This window comes from Chlamydiota bacterium (assembly GCA_016178055.1).
Taxonomy (GTDB): Bacteria; Auribacterota; JACPWU01; order JACPWU01; family JACPWU01; genus JACOUC01.
Genome location: JACOUC010000045.1, coordinates 1 through 17,590, shown reverse-complemented (window position 1 = coordinate 17,590; position 17,590 = coordinate 1). Strand labels below are relative to the sequence as shown.

The following is a 17,590-nucleotide window of genomic DNA, read 5'->3' as shown; positions in this document are numbered from 1 at the left end:
GGTAGAAGATGCTATCTTACTTGGGATATAGCCTCGGCCCTTAATTTTTTTATTTTTATTTTTACTTTTTTACATCAGAAGGTGTCTATCTTAGTAACCCGTGGTGTGATTTGATTCACCCTCATATTATAACAGTTATAACAGAACTGCTGATTCATATTAGGAATGCTATGCGCAAATTTGTTAGTAAAATAATTACTTTTGTCCTCTGCTTATCCTTTGTGTCTTACGACTGCACTTTTACTTTTGCTCAGGATTCAAATATTACTCAACCCATTGCAAAATCATCCCCGATTGAAATGAGTCACTGGGAGATTGATCAAGCCTCACCCGAATTAAATGAAGCTCTCGATCGTTTAAAAATCCCCAGTGATTTTGGAGAAGTCATTGAAAAAAATGTTTTTCCCGACCGACCGGTTCTTTTTCTGATTGAAGATATTCATTGTAACCCTGAAGCGCAGACGAGCATAAGGGGAATTTTAAGGATATTGCAAAAGCAGCTCGAGGCTCGAAGCTCGAAGCTGGAGGCAAAAACAAAAACTGAAGAAGCATTTACCTCGAGCCTCGAGCCTCGAGCCTCGAGTCAGCCTTTTTACGTCCTCTGCGAAGCAGCCGAAGGAAAGATGGATATGTCTTTTTTTGATACCTTCCCTGATAAAAAAGCCTTACAAATTGCACAAGAAAAATTTCTTCAGAGAAGTGATATTGATGCCGTGGAATCTTTCCTCATCACAGAGGGTCCGGACAAGGCACAAGGTCTTGGAGTCGAAGATTTATCGGTTTATGTCGACAATGTGAAGTGGATGGGGAAATTTTTAGAAGAAAAAGCCCTTCAAGATCATACTTGGCAGACATTAAAGGAGACGATGAGTGGGCTTGAAAAAAAGATTTTCTCTCGTTCAATCCAGGAATGGACTCAAAAGGTTAAAGAATATCGAGAACATAAAATAGATCTTCAAGTCTATTTTAATGAATTGCTTCAGAGATATGAGAATTCTTTTGGCCAAGACGTATCAGTCAATTTTCCAACGATGGGCTATTATGCGAAGCTTTCTGATTTAGAGTTTGGAATCGATCATCGAGCCTTGGAAAAAGAATATCTCCATTTTCTTGAAGTTCTTGAACAGAAACTTCCTAAGGACGAGTTGTCAAATGTGTTGCGACATGTTTTAGAGCATCGCTTGGGTCAGGAGAGTGACGGGGATCATTATCTCTTTCTAAGTCAATACTTAGAAAGGCTCGAGGCTCGAGGCTCGAAGCTCGAAGCAAAAGCAAAAACTGGAGAAGCATTTACCTCGAGCCTCGAGCCTTTGGCCTCGAGCGTTTTTTCCTCGAGCCTCGAGCCTCGAGCCTCGAGCAAAGTATTAGCCTCGAGCTATTCCAATCTCAAACTTCTCTTTCAGCAAATAGAGCTTATGAAACAAATTTCATGGGAAAAATTAGAAGGGGAAATGAAGAAGGCCGAGGAGAAAGTCACTCTTGCCCTTGTCAAAAATGATGATGAGAAAAATTTGTTAGAGCTTGAGAAGTCGTATCAGACTCTTGAGCGAATTTTACGGCTTGAGGGGAGTAGGGAAGACATTAAACAGCTCGAAGCAAAAGACGGGCTCGAGGCTCGAGGCTCGAAGCTCGAAGCAAAAGCAAAAACTGGAGAAGCATTTACCTCGAGCCTCGAGCCTTTGGCCTCGAGCGTTTTTTCCTCGAGCCTCGAGCCTCGAGCCTCGAGCAAAGTTGGTCCCAATGACTTTGTTGAAGGCTTTCTAATTCAACTTGGTAAGTTAGCCAAAAAGGAAGCAATAGACTATGAATCTCCCGACTTTGGCGAAAGCATTGAAATGGCGGGAAAATTCTATGAAAAGGTTCTTGAGAGAGATCAAATATTTCAGAAAAAAATTTCTAGCTTGCTTGAAGAAAAAAAGTTGACGCATGCAGCTCTCGTAGTGGGGGGCTTTCACACCGCGGGTTTAAAAGAATCCTTAAAGGAAGCCAAAATCGGTTATTGGGTGATTAGACCACGCACGAATCATGCCGATGATCGAAGTCTCTATTTTAGAAAAATGGAAGAGCAGTCTGGGTTTTTAGGTGGGGCGAGAGAGTCTTTAAAGGATATGTCGTTATCAGCAATGGCACAGGTTTTACCTGGCCATTTTAAAGAATTGCTTGAGCACTTAGGTTTCGAAATGGTTGATGATTCTAAAATGGACCATTCAGCCCTCGTCCAGGCTTGGAGTCAGGCTTTATCCGATCCAACTAAGAAAGAAGAAATAGGGCGCTTGGCGCAAACCATTGAAGATGTGGTTGAAGCACTAGAAGCCAGGATTCAATCAGAAGTTGAACGAGAACCTTCTCAACCTCAATCTGTTCAGCCACTAACCGCTGAAACATTTGAGCAGATGATGGAACTGACCTATCCTCAAATACGTGTTTTATTGGCGGATGATAGGACGCATGAGCTTGCAACTAGATATCTTGATGGTGTATTAGTTATCAAAGGCTACAGAGGGGAAAACGTAGATTCAAAGAATGTGCTTAAGGTATTGTTTAATTATAAAGAACCATCTTCTGTTACTCCTTCCGCCTCTGAAGAAGGAAGCCCCGCTCCTCAGGTAGCAATTAGAAGACCTCTTCGAGCATATTTTACTGTTGTAGCAACGGCTCTTCTAACCTTAATGGTCCTTTGTGGAATAGGCTGTCTTCCTCCTGATGGAACCGTTCCAGGTGCGGGTGACGACGATTCAAGCGAGATCGCCGGCGATGACGATGGATCATTGCCTGGTGATGATGATGTTACATCAGGAGACGACGATACAACTTCAGGGGATGATGATGTTACAGTAGGAGACGATGATGCAACTTCAGGGGATGATGATGATGTTACAGCAGGAGACGATGATGCAACTTCAGGGGATGATGATGTTACAGCAGGAGACGATGATGCAACTTCAGGGGATGATGATGTTACAGCAGGAGACGATGATGCAACTTCAGGCGATGATGATGCTACTGGAGTGAGTCCAACCCCTAGTGCAACTCCTATTCAGGGAAGTCCTTCTCCCACGCTAGCTCCCGATAGAGATGGGGATGGCTTGACAGACGCCGAAGAGGCTGAATTAGGTACAAATCCTGAAAAAGCAGATACGGATGGAGATGGTTTAGATGATGGAGAGGAAGTCAATACTTATGGGACGGATCCCTTAAATTCAGATTCCGATGGAGATCAAATGCCAGATGGCTGGGAAGTGGAAAATGATTTGCTTCCCAATGAACCTGACGCATCAGAGGATGTGGATGATGATGGGTTAACCAATGTTGAAGAATATGAAAATGAAACTGATCCTAACAACGAAGATACAGACAATGATGGGTTGAAGGATGGATTTGAATTAAACGAGTATGGAACAGATCCGGTTCTCGCCGATACTGATGATGACAATCTTGTTGATGGGGAAGAACAGGCGAATGGCACAGATCCGTTTTTACAAGATACGGACGGTGATGACCTTGATGACTGGTATGAAATTTATTTTTATTCCCAGTTTCATACTGGTTCTCACTATTATCCTGTAGATCCACTTGATGCTGATACAGATGATGACGGAATGAAAGATGGATATGAAGCTAAATATGGATTTGATTATTGCGACTCTGATGATGGAGGTTATGACACTGATAATGATGGAGTTAAAAATAGAGATGAAGCCAGCAATGCAACGGATCCACTATGGGACGATACGGATTTAGATGGAGATGGACTTTCAGATGCTTGGGAAGCAGCTTATGGAGTATTTGATCCCGACTCTGATGATGATTTAGATGGTGTACCAGCAAGTGAAGAATATAAGCAAGCTTTGAATCCAATAAAGCCAGATTCGGATAGTGATGGGATAAGCGATAGGTTTGAACTAGACTATAAGTTGGACCCCAGATATAACGATGCAAGCTTAGATCCTGACGGAGATGGTTTTACAAGTTTGCAGGAATATCAGTCAGGCACTGATCCAAGAGATCCAAATAGCCATCCGAGTTTAGCTAAAGCCAAGGGTGAGTCGGATAATAAAGGATCACTCATTGTTCCCTCCTCTAAAGGAAGTGGAGGAGGAACACCGTCCGGAAAGATTCAAATTTTTGGTTTAGGAGCTGTTCTTTCTCTTCTCTTTGCAGGTGCCATTTTAGCTTTAATAACGGTCCCCTCTTTACAAGTTATTCTTCTTCCTCTTTTGCCTTTGATTTTTATCGCTTCTAAATCTTTTAGACGCATGCCAAAATTTGCTCGAGCGACTTTATTAAGTCTTGCGTTATTGTTTATGTCGCATTTTGCTCAAGCTCAATCATCCACTCCAGCTCCCACACCCGCTCCTTCGCCTGTTGTTGAAGCTGCACCAGCTCCAGGAGCTCCAGGGAGTGCGACTGCGGCTTCTGCTCCTGTGGCGAAACCTGATGCAACGGCCCAAGCTCAAGATCAGAAAAATCCACCTCTTACCTTCACACTGCAAGCTGGAACTCCAGTTGGAGCTTTCGGGCTTAGCTCATTTGATTTTGGATTTGATAGCCTTCCTCTTAGGAGGATACGTCTCTCTCTTCACGGAGGAAGAGGCTTGGTTAATCCTATGGGTTCTCTGTTTGATGTTAACTCTCCTGTCTTCTCAGACTATTTGAGGCCTCAGGGTTTGGCGGATTTGCAATTGCTCCAAGTTCCTTATTCTGACATTTATGGGCATGGAGTGATAGATTTTGGGCTAGAAAGATTAAGATTGAGGATGATGTTTGGATTAGATGTTTTGAGTGATTCTTATTTAGATGGAGTGCATCCGTATTTTGGTACGGAAATAGGACGTGAGTTCCGAAAGTCTTTAAAAGGACGTCATCGTGTACTTGTTATTGATGTAAATGGAAGATTGATTTATCAAAAAGTCAATGGCGGTTTTTATGGATTGCCTTTTGATGCCAGTGAGTTATCCATTAATGCTGCTGCTGAAGATTGGATTTTGAAAGATTTAAAGGATAATAAAGATAAGATAATCATGCGTACTGGGGTTAGATACGCTTTTTATCCAGATTCTTATTTTCAAACATGGTTGGCGAGTGGGGGAAATGATGTTCTTCAACATCGTTTTTTGAATCCTCTCTATTTGGGATGGACGGGGCTTTTAGAAGTGGATCAGGATGGGCGGGGTGGATTGGTTATTCGTTCGATTTCTGACCCTCTTTTCTCTGTTCAACCCTATGCTCGTTTCGATAAGAAATCTTGGGGGATACAATTAGGTCTTAATTTTTTCGCTTTATCTTTTAGTCGCGAATTGATTTTTCCCTCTCTCGGAACTGATGGAAGAGTTACGCATCATTGGGGAGATTTATCGCTCTATGGAGCGCCTGTTCTTGAGGGATGGTATACCAGGGACAACCACCGAATTAATTTTGCCTTTCAAGGGCAGTCTCTTCCTATTCCTGCTCTTCCCGTATCTGATGGTGATCTTTCCGCCCGTGGGAATGTGAGTTATGAAATAATCTCTAGTAACCCAGCTTTGCCTCCTTGGTATGTTGAAGCGGGTTACGGATATTTCTCTCCTATTGGAGCGTGGCGCTTGAGTACACGGGTAGGGACAGGTGCACCCAATGCCCCTCCTTCTTTAGTGGGGGGTCCTTTGCAAGCAACATTTCAGCTTAGTTTTACTCCTGGTTCTGGAGTAAGGAGGACAGGTCCTGTATCTACTCCTACTGCTGAAATTCGGACAATTTCAATACCTCCAAAAGAAGAAAATGCAAAGTCAGGTGAGTTCACCCATGATCAAGTCGAACTCGTTCAGTTAAAATGCGAGCGGTTGTGGGCACGGGTGAAAGACACATTTAGCAAGTCTGTGTCAGGTGATGTTCAATCAGAGGATTTGGCTTTAAGACTTAAGGCCATCGTTCAAGCTCGGCAATTGAATTTTATTCAAACGGATGATGAAGCAAGAGAAATGATTTTAAAAGTTCTCGAAGCTTTAGAAATAACGCAAAAATTATCCTCTGATGGGTTTTTCTATGACAGTTATAGGGTTAATGAAACAGCGACTAGAACAAGCGATGCTACTTCGACTCAGACAAATACTGACATCGCTTTTGGGCTTATTACGGTCATGAATTATTTAATAAGTGTTGATTCTAATAATTCTATCTTACTCGGGCGAGCAAAGAAAATATTTAATGCTCAAAATTTTTATGCTTTGAGGCGAAGCCTGCTAAGCGATCACGGAGAAAATCCATATAACCTATTAGTAGTTCTGCTTGAACAAATTCAGGCAAAACCAGAACAATACAATCCGGACTGGATCGGTCTTTTACACACCCCTTCAGGCCCTCCCTCTCTCGAGACACTCCAAATGATTCTTATCTCGGGACTCAATGATCTTTCCCCTGCATGGGAGGTCTATGCCCATGGTATTGCTAAGGCTTTGCTTAAGTCTGCCTCTTTCAATGATGAGGATGCTTCTTTAACCCTTCGGTTGAGTCCTGATGGATCTGTAATGCGACTCAGAAAAGTGAACGCAGCAGATTTCAAAAATCCTTTGCGGGGACTGTTTGCCTTAGGAGAAGTATTAGCAAAATCAAAAGGTACTTCAAATATTCGAACCGCCGGTCAAGAGCTTCTTTCTTTTTTGATAAGGGAAGGAACACAAGATCGACTGCGTCCGATTCTCGAATTGCCACTGGCACAGCAGCCTGATTCTAGAACAAATGGCTCCAATGCTATTACCTTCTTTAATCGTCTTTCTCTCGTAAATACTCCTATCGCTGATGCGCCTTCGGGTCAGAGACCTATCGTTGAATTCAAGACAAATTATTCAGATTCCGAGAAAGGACAGGTTAGGCGTATAGGGTATGTATTTAATTCAGGGATGAAGGCTGGGGCTCAAGCGGGACTTAAGTATACCTTGTTGTCGGATGTAGATTTATCCAACTATCCTTACTTCAATTTTACGCGTAAACTGGGACCTAATTCAGATATTTCTGAAATTGTGATTATAATCAAAGATGGGAATGGAGTGGAGCGAACAGTTTCTTTGGGATGTGATCAGTGGGAAGGGGAGAGCATTGCTCTTTATCCCAGTGCAAAGTCCGTCGAAATTTTTGTTGTATTAAAGAACGATGCTACGCGAAAGATTGAAGGCTCTTTCCTGATTGAAGGAGAAAGTTTAAGTCAAAATCCTCTTCATCGTGTTCTTATTCCACCAGCGGCTGTTACTCTAACGCTTTCGCCAGCAGGGGGTTCGCCTGCTTTAGCAGAATCAGCAGTTGTAACTCCGGGAGCAGCAGCATCGTCAGAACCGAAAGTAGCTCCTGCGGCTCCTTCTCCAATACCGGCAGCATCAGCTCAAGCCACTTCCGCTGACAAAGCTCCGCTTACGGCAGAAGATATAGATTCTGTGAGAGGTAAGTTCAAGAGTGGATTCAGAGATATTAAAAGTTGGGTGGATACTTTAGCGGTTTTTAGAGGACCTGTTGCCTCATCAGATTTAGCAAATGCCCTCATGGCCGCCGTTTGGTACGCTCGATCGCAGCCCCTTGAAAAGACTCAAGCGGAAGCGATGATGGAGAATATCGATAAAATACTAACGCCATTAGAGAGAGACTCTTTTACTAAATTCTTTTACAATAAGTATAAAAGAGAGGGAAATAAGCTTGTTAAAGTCAGTGAGAGCACCTCGCTACGATCTAATGTTTTAATGGCCGTTGCGTTCATGTCAACCATGGAGTATTTAAGAGAGATCGATCCTAGTAACTATCGAACCAGTCCCCTTTACAAGAGTCTTCATGAAAAATTGCTTTCTATTAAATTTTTGAAATTATCGGCACAGAATAACGATCCGAACCCGTATTTTAGGTTAAGTGCCTTACTCCAATCGCTTTTGGAAGGGGATGAGGTCGATTTATCTAGAATATGGCAGGCTTTCCCTGAAAATCCTACACCAGACCAATTACGCGAAATGTTAGAAGTGGAAACCCTTTTAGAGATTGCTCGTCTTTCGCCTGAAGGGTGGGGAAATTTTTGGGACGCAAGGGCTGGTGATTGGGTTCAATCAAAATCACGCAAAAAACGGGAAATTTCTTTGACTCTCGCTTTGCGGCCTGAAAAATCTGCAAAAATTTTGTCTTCGGAAACATGGGATATTTTTGGGACAGCCTCTAAAGATTTCTTTCTCACTGTTGCTCAAGGAAGCGCCGCGTTGTCGGGAGGCTATACGCCACGGAGTGTCAGTAGAGACATTGAAAGTTTTTGGAGAAATGAAAATGCCGCGCAATGGCAGAAGGTCGTAGCATTTTTAGAGACGCATCCCCCAGCTGCTGCTGTTGCGCCAGCAGCTAGTAGCCCTAAGACGAGTCCCAGAAAAGCTCCAGGTAAAAAAGGAACTGGGAAGCCAAAGCGCATCGGTGGACGTCTTCTTCCTCGAACAGGTAAAAAAGGGGGTCGAAAATCAGACGATCGAAAATTAAGTGACTGGCTGAGTAAATTTTTAAGAAATAAAGGAGATGTTCAGACTAATTATTTTGGAGATAATCCTAGCGTTAATGACATCCTTTGGCAAATCGGAATTGCATCCAATGCATATTTTCGTTTTCATCCTGAGGCGTCCAGGGATGAAGTGACAGATCAATTAGCCCAGATCATTGTTGCCAGAAGGAACGGCCTTAACGGTAAACCCGTTAGCCTTGACCTTGAGGCAAGAAGGATTGTGGCTGAGGCGCGGCTTGACGAACGCGTTAAGGGGCTTCAAAATAGTCTTATTGACAATACACGCAATGGAAAGGACGCTTATGTGGTGGGAACACACGGGCAAGGATCTGTCAGCGTTTTAGGAGCCGAGTGGGGGACCGCTGGCGATGAGGAAAGGGACGCCAGTGCCTATGGCAGAGCCACCCATCAATTTGCAGTTTCTGAAGCACGCTATGTCCCTTGGGGAGTGGCCCGTTGGGTGCTTCAGGATAGATTAGCGAGTTTTCAAAACAGGGTCATTCAAATTGTTTCGGGTTTTTTTAGCAAGGCTGAGCAGCCCACACTCCTTTCAGTGGATATCGATGTTCTTCTGAACAACCGAGAGGGAATTGAGCCGGCTAAAGCATTAGCGGCACTTCGTTCTGAAAACAGTGCTGTCGTGATTGTGAGCCGAACTCGTAGCCAAAGCGAATTAGAAACTCTGGTCCGCTCGAAAAATTTAGGTATTGATTTATCTCGTGTTCTTTCTCTTCAAGGAGAAAATTCTAAAAAGGCTTTAGATAAAAAGGCTACAGAACTTCTATCTGGCAAATCGAACGTTCAACATTTATTGATAGCTCACCAGGATAACCAGACGTCGTATGATGAAATCAGGAGCGTCTTTGAAAAAATTCGCTATGGTCGTGAGCTCCTTTCACTTCTCATTGCCATCTGCGTTGGAGATCCCAATGCCCTTCGCGATGCGATTTTAGAGCTTAATAAGAAGGATGTAATAAAATTTAAGACAGGTGAATTGAATGAGCTTTTAGCCGATTCAGAAAGAGTCAAGCCTATCTCGGCTGAAGAGTCTTTACGAAAGTCAATACACCAATTTGGCGATAACGCTGAAATCACTCATTTACGCAACGTGCAGATGTAAGAAGGGTAGTACGTGCAACATAATCAAGTTTTTTTACCGTCTGATTCGTCAAAAAATTTTTCACCGCAAAATGTCGTCCATTGGTAGTCGCCCCATTTATGGGGCAATGCGCCCTGCATGGATTTGCCCGATAAATCGGGAGACTACAAGGATACTTTAGAAGTGCAGATGTAGTTTTTACCTCATTTGATGTATTGCCCATGCCAGAGATTTTCTAAAAAGAGGGTCCAAGGTAGAATGTGAATTCCTTCTACTTGACGAGGTGCTTTTTCTAGAGAGATCACAAGGGCTTGTTTTGGATGGTATTCTTCCTGAAAGGCTCTGATGCCTTTCAAATGATAGGGAAGAACGTTTTGAGTTCCTTTGACTCCGATCACAACCTCAGCTTCTCCTAGGACAAAATCGACCTCTAGACCTGACGATGTTCTCCAGTACGAAATAGGGTAGCGTAGACGTGAATAATGGGAATGGGCTGAAAGTTCCATGAAAATAAAATGTTCAAAGGCATGTCCAAAAGCTTCACTTCCAAAAATGATTTCTCCTCCACGACTCAAAAAGTTAGCCAGTCCTATATCAAAGAAATAGAATTTTGGGGCTTTGATCACCCGCCGTTTAGGGCGTAGAGCAAAAGACGGGACATGTTGACCGATCAGAGTATCTTCTAATATTTGAAAATATTCTTTTACGGTCACCGATTTAACGCCACACTCACTGGCAATATTTGTATAGTTGACAATTTGGGCATTGCTGAAAGAGGCCTTTTCTAGGAATTGACTGAAAGCCTGCTGATTTCTCACCAGGGCCTCTGCAAAAATCTCTTCTTTCAGGTAGTCTGCAACATAGGCATAAATCATTTCTCGAGGGTCATTTTCTAAATAATGACGGGGCAAAAGCCCGTGATTTAGGGCTCGAAGCAAGTCAAAATTTGGAATTTCTCGAAAGGTTAAAGGATGAAGTTCGTAGCGCAGGGCTCTTCCTCCCAAAAGATTTCCAGAGCCACGCCTCAATTTTCTGGCACTGGAACCACTCAAGATGAATTGCATCCCATGATTGTCGATGAGGAGTTGAACCACATCCAAGAGAGAAGGAATTTTCTGAACCTCGTCAATGATGACAGGCCCGTTCCCTACCGTCATCGCCAGAAGGCGTTCTTTCAATGCATTGGGGCTGTGTGTGAATTGGGTAAAAAGAAGAGGATCCAAAAGGTTAAAGCAGGGTTGGTGGGGAAAAAGCTGTTTCAAAAGCGTGCTTTTACCCACCTGACGGGCTCCCCAGAGGAAGCAGCTCAATTTTTTTAATCCATGAAACTGAAACAGGCGTTTAAGCATAATTAAGTTATAGTATTAAAATAACATGTTAAATTAATATATAAACTTAAATATGCAAATTCCGTCATGACAATTCTACCTATGTAAAGAGATCGATGGGATGCGACATGACACGGGTGCCTTAGACCATCGATTATCGTAGACAACACTCCTAATTTATCGTATATATTAGGAGTATGATCCAAAGATTGCTTCATCCATCGCTATCTCAGAGTTTTTTCCTTTTATAGAGCCCAAGCGTACTTACTTTGTCTGGCTGAAAGGACTCAAGCGATGGGGAAAGTTTTATGCCTTCCCTGGAGAGAGGGTATTGACTCAATTTTTTCATAAGTCTGAATTAAGCTGCGATTGAGATGACAGGGACAGAAATAGTTTTGATCACTTTACCTGAAGTACATGCAGCGTGATCAAGTTTTTTTACCGTTTGATTTGTCAAAAATTTTTCACCACATTGATTGCAAATTCCAACTGGAACATTTTCCATAATAAAAAGCTGGTCTTGATAGCGATAGTCAAGACGATCTAACTTTTCTAAAACCTCTCCTCCGCAATGAATACAATCACCATAAGGAATCATGTTTTGCTCCTTTCCGTTGGCGTTTTCCATTTAGGCATCCGTGGCTTATATACGGTAATAATGACTAAGCGACCCAATATGTTTTTCCCACAGACGATATGAACAGGACTGTTGCCTGATTTTCCATAAATCAAGCATGATGCTCCTCTTCGATCCCGTGGATATATTTCTAATATTTTCCCATTAAGAAGGGCTGAAGTAACTTCGTCCACTTTAAGCTGGTCATTTCGTCTTTCTTCATCAGCATGTAAACTCCATAAATACGTTTCAGTTCGAATTTGACTTTTGATCCATTCAATGTCCATACTCAAGCTAGTGTACCATAATTTTTTGCCTAAGAGGGGGATGGATTTTTAAAAACGCTTGATTTTAAGATTTGAGTGTTTAGAAATAAACAACTTACTATTTGAAGGCCTCTATAAGAGTTTCAAAAGAAAATCGGATATTAATAAACAAAAAACTCAAAAATCGGGGAGGAGGTAAGACGAATATGATGAAAAAATATCTGATGATTTTCCTGACAATTTTTATAAGTATGGAGTTAGGGGCGTGGGCTGCATTAAAACCCTCTGAATCTGATGAATTTAATGGCCAGGAGGCCCCCCTTTTTACATTTCAGTCATTGGGCGGCGATTCTTTATCACTTGAGGGATTTAAGGGACATCCTATTCTATTAAATTTTTTTGCCAGCTGGTGTCCCCCTTGCCGCCAGGAAGTTTCTGAACTCATGAAACTGCACAAGAAATATTCGCCTGAAGGCTTGGTGATCATTGGGGTAGCCTCAGATTCTAAGTTAATCCCGGAGACTTCAAAGGACAAAGAAAGAAGTGATGTTGTACAACTTTCAAAATGGTTAAGCATTCCTTATCCTATTGAGAGTTCTGTCACAGTGCATTTTTGGCTGGCCCTTTTTCTTTTTGCGATTACATTTTGCCGTTTCCTGATGCGATGGTGGAAAGGGTCAGAGGCTTTGCAAGGGAGACGTGCTTGGATTTATGGACTTCTTTCTTTGATAGGTATCTGGAGCCTTTTTGCTATGAGTTATGTGGGCGGTTTGGTAAGTCATAATTAAACCCAGAAATTGCAATAGGATCATGGAATTCGACAAAAGATCTTGGCGATCTTGGCTTTCAGAAATGCTCGACATACATTAACATGTATGTCTGTGCTTTCTTCAACCCAATCTCGCTCAAGCTGTTTCGTCTCGGTTCTCATGCCTATTGCAATTTCTGGGTTAAAAGAATGAAAGGAAAGCATATGAAAATGGTTCGTCTATCTAAAATTATTTTATTGTTTTTGTTCTTTGGATTTTCTGGGAAACAGGAAGTTTTTTCGGCCAACGAGAGTCAAGGCAAACTCGACACCCAAACCCTTTTTAAAAAAATCGAAGACCTTACAGGGGCCAAGGGGAAATTTGATGAAAAGGAAAATGTCTTTAAAGTCAGTTTCCCCCGTTCTGATTTTTCAATTGATGTTGCCGGGATCAAATTGGTTCCGTCTCAGGGCCTGACGGTGTGGGCCGCGTTTAAAATAATGGGAAGCGAGGCCATGATGATGGGAGACATGGTATTGCTTGAAGAACAAGTGAATCCTGTCATGAGTGTAGCTTTGGAAAACGGGTTGGAAGTGACGGCCTTACATAATCATTTCTTCTGGGATTCCCCCAAGGTGATGTTTATGCATATTGGAGGAACAGGAGACGCAGAAAAAATAGCGGGTGCTGTTGGAAAGGTCTTCGCAAAAATTAAGGAGAAACCAGAGTCTCGTCCGCACTACACATTGGATTCTAAAAAACCACCTCTTGATCCAAAAATCATTGAAGACATTTTGAGCGCAAAGGGTGAAATGAAAGATGATATTTATAAGATTGTTTTTGGCCGATTAACCATAATGAATGGACATGAAATGGGGAATGCGATGGGTGTCAATACCTGGGCGGCTTTTGCCGGCAATGACGACCAGGCTGTTGTGGATGGAGATTTTGCGATGCTGGAATCTGAGGTTCAAGGTGTGCTCAAGACCTTGCGCGGAGCTGGAATGAATATTGTCGCGATTCATAATCATATGACGATGGAAAATCCAAGAATCATTTTTTTACACTTCTGGGGAATGGACTCAACAGTTAATCTGGCTAAGGGGATCAAGAAGGCTCTCGAGATTCAAAATATTAAACAAGGTGAGGTGGAAAAATGAAACAGGCCATGCTACTTTTTGTGGGGGTTTTTATGACGACAAGTTCATTTGCTGAAACGGTAAACTTTGACAAAGTAAAGTCTGGGGCATTGCCATCCGGATGGATTTCAGGTGTGACCGGCAAGGGGTCTCCCTTATGGAATGTTGAGGCTGATTCAGGAGCCCCCAGTGGCCCAAATATTCTCAAACAATCTGGCGAGGGTAATTTTCCGTGGTGTGTGAATAAGGAGGTGAGCCTCTCGGACGGATTTGTAGAGGTGAAATTTAAATCCATTTCTGGAAACGAAGATCAAGCAGGAGGCATTGTGTGGCGTTGGAAAGATGGTGACAATTATTATGTCGCGAGAGCGAACGCCTTAGAGAACAATGTCTCATTGTATTACACCGATCACGGACAGCGGATAACGATTCAATATGTGGATGCTCCAGTTTCTCCAAATCAGTGGCATACGCTAAAAGTCACATTTTCTGGAAAGCATATCACCGTTGCGCTCGATGGAAAAAACTACATTGATGCGGATGATGCCCATATCTCGGGCGCGGGTGCCATAGGTGTTTGGACCAAGGCGGATAGTGTGACGGCGTTTGACGATTTTAGTCATGGGACGCAAGAAAATCATGACTGAAAACTCTCTGACTCAAAAACCTGTCTACTCGTTGCGCCAACTCGTTCTTTATGCCCTTAAATTGGGAGCGACCGGTTTTGGCGGGCCTGTCGCCCTGGTTGGTTATATATTTAAAGATCTTGTTGAAAAGAAAAAATGGATTTCAGAATCCGATTATAAAGAAGGCCTCGCCCTAGCCCAATTAGCTCCAGGCCCTCTGGCGGCACAGTTGGCTATTTATCTGGGATACGTGGATTATCATATTTTAGGAGCGACTTTGGTTGGACTCGCTTTCGTTCTTCCCTCTTTTTTAATGGTTGTAGCATTGGGATGGGCTTATCAAGCCTATGGAGGGCTCTCCTGGATGCAGGCCATTTTTTATGGGGTGGGATCTAGCGTAATCGGGATTATTGCTTTAAGTGCTTATAAGCTGACAAAGAAGACCATTGGAAAAGACAAATTGCTTTGGGGTATTTATCTTGTCTCAGCCGCATTCACCGCGATCACCGAGTCCGAGCAAATCTTGTTAATTTTGGGCGGAGGCTTTCTCGTTTGGTTTGTTGAACATCCTCCTTTCAAAAAAAATCATCGACTCTCTATTTTTTTTGCTCTCCCTATTTCAGCAGGAGCTGCAACAACAGCCGTTTCAAATGGAGTGCTATGGCATATTCTCACTTTTTTTACGAAGGCGGGTGCATTTGTATTTGGAAGTGGGCTGGCCATTGTCCCCTTTCTCTATGGCGGCGTCGTCAAAGAATATCACTGGCTCAATGATCATCAATTTCTTGACGCGGTCGCGGTGGCGATGATTACACCGGGTCCTGTGGTGATTACAGTAGGCTTTATTGGCTATCTCGTCGCTGGGTTTCCGGGGGCTTGTGTGGCCGCATTAGGCACATTCCTACCCTGTTATCTTTTCACAATTATTCCCGCTCCCTACTTCAAAAAATATGGAAAGAAACCCGCCATTCATTCATTTGTAAATGGGGTCACGGCCGCAGCCATAGGAGCCATTACAGGGGCCGTATTTGTAATTGGAAAAAAGTCGATTGTAGATATTCCGACCGCTTTGATGGCCCTCGTCACCGCCGGAATTCTCTGGAAAACTAAAAAAGTTCCAGAACCTCTGATTATTTTTGTGGCGGCAATATTGGGTTTAATTTTAAAATTTAATTCTCTTAAACCCTAAAGATGGACGAGCCGTTGTCTCATCTCGATGAGGAGTTAGCAAAAGTGCTGGTAGAAGAAATTTTGAAACTTCAGAAAGAATTTCACCCCATCCTTATCTATACAACACATAACCGTCAAGAGGGAAGTTTTCTGGCAAGTCGCATTGTCACAATGGATGAGGGTGTGTTAGCAAAATGCGAGCACTCCGCCTGAAAAATTTGAGGCCTCTAAAAGTGGGACAGGATTCTTTTTATTCAATTTCCCTCAAAAAATTTTGGAATCACGCTTTTTTATATAAGAATTCTGGCAAAAATTTCATGAGCCAGGCAATGAATTGCCATCGTTTGGTAATATAAACATGTTGTTTTTTCTGACCAATGGCTTCGTAAATTTGAAGAGCCGCTTTTTCAGGAGAGCTAACCCAAAATTTTAAGGCGTCTTTAACCATGGCTGTATCCACAAATCCAGGACGAACATCCGTCACAAAAATAGGTTTTTTTAATTTTACTGCCTGTGTCCTCAAGCCTTTCATATAGTTGAGTTCAAAGGCCTTGGAGGCAGAGTAAGCTGGGGCTCGGCCGCTAAATTTTAAAGCTGCAATCGAAGAAATTCCAACAAGGTGTCCATGATTTTGTTGCTTAAAATAATTGAAAGCAACATTGGCCATGGCTGCAAAACCTGTGACATTAGTACTAATGGTTTGAAATTCTTCTTTCCAATGAAGGGCATCATTGAAGAAACGAACCCCTGCATTGATCACCATCAAATCCATCCCACCCATTTCCTGAATCAATTCTTGTAAAATCTTCATGGCCTCTTCATATTGTGTCACATTCATGCGTTTGATGAAGGTGGGATTGGGTAACTCTTTTTTAAGTTCATTCAAAAGCTCGACTCTTCGCCCAGTCAAGCCTAATGTATACCCTTTTTGGGAAAGGTGCTGGGCTAAGGCCTTTCCAATTCCAGAACTGGCGCCGATGATGATAGCTTTGAGCATAACATCCTAACGATATAATTTTTCTAAGACGAAATTTTTAATAATCATAGCTGCATCAAATGCCTCTTCAGCCATTTCCCATGAAAAGCTTGTAATGTCAATGTCTCCAGGATAACGGGTACCGATGTAATAGCGATTTAGAAGGACCATTTCTTCCGTTAATTCCTTTACAGTTTTCTTAAAGTAAGGTGTGGTGAGTTCTGCAAGTTGTCCGAGGTCATGAACCTTTGGATGTTTTCCAGTCAACTTTAATAGAAGTGCCTTGAAGTGTTTTTCGGCCATTTGTTGAGACAAAAAACAAACGACAGCAGACGTCCCGTCTCTATGTTTTAAAATAGAACGTATATTGAGTTCATCGTCATAGGCCCTTTTAAGCCACTCGTCGACGAGGTCTGGATGGGGAAGGTCTTGCTTCATAAAGGACTTTTCCTGACTGGAGAATTTTCTTTAGAAAAGGGTCGCCCATACAATAACGTTTTTTGACTTGAATAGGTGTATAAGCCAGAATATCAATCGGAATGGTACGACCCAGGAGAATTCGGTCAATATCTCTCATCATATCAAGAGAACTTTTTCTGCCTTTTTTTATGATAAACAAATCAACATCGCTGTCTTTTTTAGGTTTGCCCCAAGCCCATGAACCAAACAGAATAATTTTTTCTGGATGATAATACTTCGCGACTTTTAGGGCCATCGAATTGATTTTATCTTTTATGACAAGTTTCTTTGAAGAGACCATAATGTATCCTCTTTAGCTGTCTAAATTCTAAGGTATTAGGAGTCTTATTTCAATGAAATCTAAATTCTAATCATTCCGCAATTGGCACTGGCTACGCATCGGTGCTTTCACATCTCCCCTCAAGTCCCCCTTTTTTTATTTATGCGAGGGGGAATCCTTGAACTTTGAGTATTAAATTTTGAACTGTATTAATGGGCGAGGGGAGACTTGGCGCCTACACTTAGTTTTGTCTTGCTTCAATTTATAACTCATTTCATGGGGACGGGGGGAGTTGAACCCCCACGGTTTTACCCATAGGCTTCTGAGACCTACGTGTCTGCCAGTTCCACCACGTCCCCTCCCCATTTTGTCCGAGCAAAGCGAGGTTACA

Annotated in this window: 12 protein-coding genes and 1 tRNA gene; 6 read left to right on the top strand and 7 right to left on the bottom strand. The window is 42.5% G+C overall.

Going from position 1 to position 17,590, the window contains the following annotated elements; genetic code table 11:
- Window positions 1–170 precede the first annotated feature (170 nt).
- Window positions 171–9,611, top strand: coding sequence for a hypothetical protein (locus HYS07_06750; protein MBI1870872.1), 9,441 nt, complete (start codon window positions 171–173; stop codon window positions 9,609–9,611).
- 182 nt (window positions 9,612–9,793) lie between these two features.
- Here HYS07_06750 and HYS07_06745 read toward each other — a convergent pair whose 3' ends face one another.
- From HYS07_06745 to HYS07_06735, 3 genes are all read right to left on the bottom strand, one after another.
- The gene (locus tag HYS07_06745) at window positions 9,794–10,939 is read right to left on the bottom strand and encodes an ATP-binding protein (protein ID MBI1870871.1); all 1,146 of its coding nucleotides are present in this window, start codon (window positions 10,937–10,939) and stop codon (window positions 9,794–9,796) included.
- A gap of 337 nt (window positions 10,940–11,276) precedes the next feature.
- A complete protein-coding gene (locus HYS07_06740) occupies window positions 11,277–11,516 on the bottom strand; it encodes a YgiT-type zinc finger protein (protein MBI1870870.1) in 240 nt (79 codons plus the stop codon).
- Window positions 11,513–11,821, bottom strand: coding sequence for a DUF4258 domain-containing protein (locus HYS07_06735; protein ID MBI1870869.1), 309 nt, complete (start codon window positions 11,819–11,821; stop codon window positions 11,513–11,515). The genes HYS07_06740 and HYS07_06735 overlap by 4 nt, the downstream gene beginning before the upstream one ends.
- Window positions 11,822–12,006: 185 nt before the next feature.
- Between HYS07_06735 and HYS07_06730 the strand changes: the two genes are divergently transcribed.
- The 5 genes from HYS07_06730 (at window position 12,007) to HYS07_06710 (ending at window position 15,697) form a co-directional block, all read left to right on the top strand.
- On the top strand, window positions 12,007–12,588 hold the full coding sequence (locus HYS07_06730; protein ID MBI1870868.1) for a TlpA family protein disulfide reductase: 582 nt from the start codon (window positions 12,007–12,009) through the stop codon (window positions 12,586–12,588).
- Window positions 12,589–12,773: 185 nt separating this feature from the next.
- Window positions 12,774–13,709 carry a DUF1259 domain-containing protein gene (locus HYS07_06725; protein MBI1870867.1) on the top strand — a complete coding sequence of 312 codons (936 nt, stop codon included), beginning with the start codon at window positions 12,774–12,776 and terminating at the stop codon, window positions 13,707–13,709.
- Window positions 13,706–14,335 carry a hypothetical protein gene (locus tag HYS07_06720; GenBank protein MBI1870866.1) on the top strand — a complete coding sequence of 210 codons (630 nt, stop codon included), beginning with the start codon at window positions 13,706–13,708 and terminating at the stop codon, window positions 14,333–14,335. Before HYS07_06725 ends, HYS07_06720 begins: the two co-directional genes overlap by 4 nt.
- The gene (locus tag HYS07_06715) at window positions 14,328–15,503 is read left to right on the top strand and encodes a chromate transporter (GenBank protein ID MBI1870865.1); all 1,176 of its coding nucleotides are present in this window, start codon (window positions 14,328–14,330) and stop codon (window positions 15,501–15,503) included. Before HYS07_06720 ends, HYS07_06715 begins: the two co-directional genes overlap by 8 nt.
- A 14-nt stretch (window positions 15,504–15,517) precedes the next feature.
- Window positions 15,518–15,697, top strand: coding sequence for a hypothetical protein (locus tag HYS07_06710; protein MBI1870864.1), 180 nt, complete (start codon window positions 15,518–15,520; stop codon window positions 15,695–15,697).
- A gap of 67 nt (window positions 15,698–15,764) precedes the next feature.
- Here the strand turns inward: HYS07_06710 and HYS07_06705 are convergent, their stop codons facing one another.
- The 4 genes from HYS07_06705 to HYS07_06690 form a co-directional block, all read right to left on the bottom strand.
- On the bottom strand, window positions 15,765–16,481 hold the full coding sequence (locus HYS07_06705; GenBank protein ID MBI1870863.1) for an SDR family NAD(P)-dependent oxidoreductase: 717 nt from the start codon (window positions 16,479–16,481) through the stop codon (window positions 15,765–15,767).
- Between the two features lie 6 nt (window positions 16,482–16,487).
- Entirely contained in the window at window positions 16,488–16,898 is a 411-nt protein-coding gene (locus HYS07_06700) for a HEPN domain-containing protein (protein MBI1870862.1), read from the bottom strand.
- Window positions 16,852–17,220: a nucleotidyltransferase domain-containing protein gene (locus HYS07_06695; protein ID MBI1870861.1), complete on the bottom strand. Its 369-nt coding sequence runs from the start codon at window positions 17,218–17,220 to the stop codon at window positions 16,852–16,854. The genes HYS07_06700 and HYS07_06695 overlap by 47 nt, the downstream gene beginning before the upstream one ends.
- A 256-nt stretch (window positions 17,221–17,476) precedes the next feature.
- Window positions 17,477–17,558: transfer RNA gene (locus tag HYS07_06690), tRNA-Leu, on the bottom strand.
- Window positions 17,559–17,590: the final 32 nt, after the last annotated feature.

What these genes read in the sequence shown, in the direction of transcription:
- HYS07_06750 (MBI1870872.1), top strand. Translation starts at nt 171, where the DNA reads ATGCGCAAATTTGTTAGTAAAATAATTACTTTTGTCCTCTGCTTATCC.
- HYS07_06745 (MBI1870871.1), bottom strand. Translation starts at nt 10,939, where the DNA reads ATGCTTAAACGCCTGTTTCAGTTTCATGGATTAAAAAAATTGAGCTGC.
- HYS07_06740 (MBI1870870.1), bottom strand. Translation starts at nt 11,516, where the DNA reads ATGATTCCTTATGGTGATTGTATTCATTGCGGAGGAGAGGTTTTAGAA.
- HYS07_06735 (MBI1870869.1), bottom strand. Translation starts at nt 11,821, where the DNA reads ATGGACATTGAATGGATCAAAAGTCAAATTCGAACTGAAACGTATTTA.
- HYS07_06730 (MBI1870868.1), top strand. Translation starts at nt 12,007, where the DNA reads ATGATGAAAAAATATCTGATGATTTTCCTGACAATTTTTATAAGTATG.
- HYS07_06725 (MBI1870867.1), top strand. Translation starts at nt 12,774, where the DNA reads ATGAAAATGGTTCGTCTATCTAAAATTATTTTATTGTTTTTGTTCTTT.
- HYS07_06720 (MBI1870866.1), top strand. Translation starts at nt 13,706, where the DNA reads ATGAAACAGGCCATGCTACTTTTTGTGGGGGTTTTTATGACGACAAGT.
- HYS07_06715 (MBI1870865.1), top strand. Translation starts at nt 14,328, where the DNA reads ATGACTGAAAACTCTCTGACTCAAAAACCTGTCTACTCGTTGCGCCAA.
- HYS07_06705 (MBI1870863.1), bottom strand. Translation starts at nt 16,481, where the DNA reads ATGCTCAAAGCTATCATCATCGGCGCCAGTTCTGGAATTGGAAAGGCC.
- HYS07_06700 (MBI1870862.1), bottom strand. Translation starts at nt 16,898, where the DNA reads ATGAAGCAAGACCTTCCCCATCCAGACCTCGTCGACGAGTGGCTTAAA.
- HYS07_06695 (MBI1870861.1), bottom strand. Translation starts at nt 17,220, where the DNA reads ATGGTCTCTTCAAAGAAACTTGTCATAAAAGATAAAATCAATTCGATG.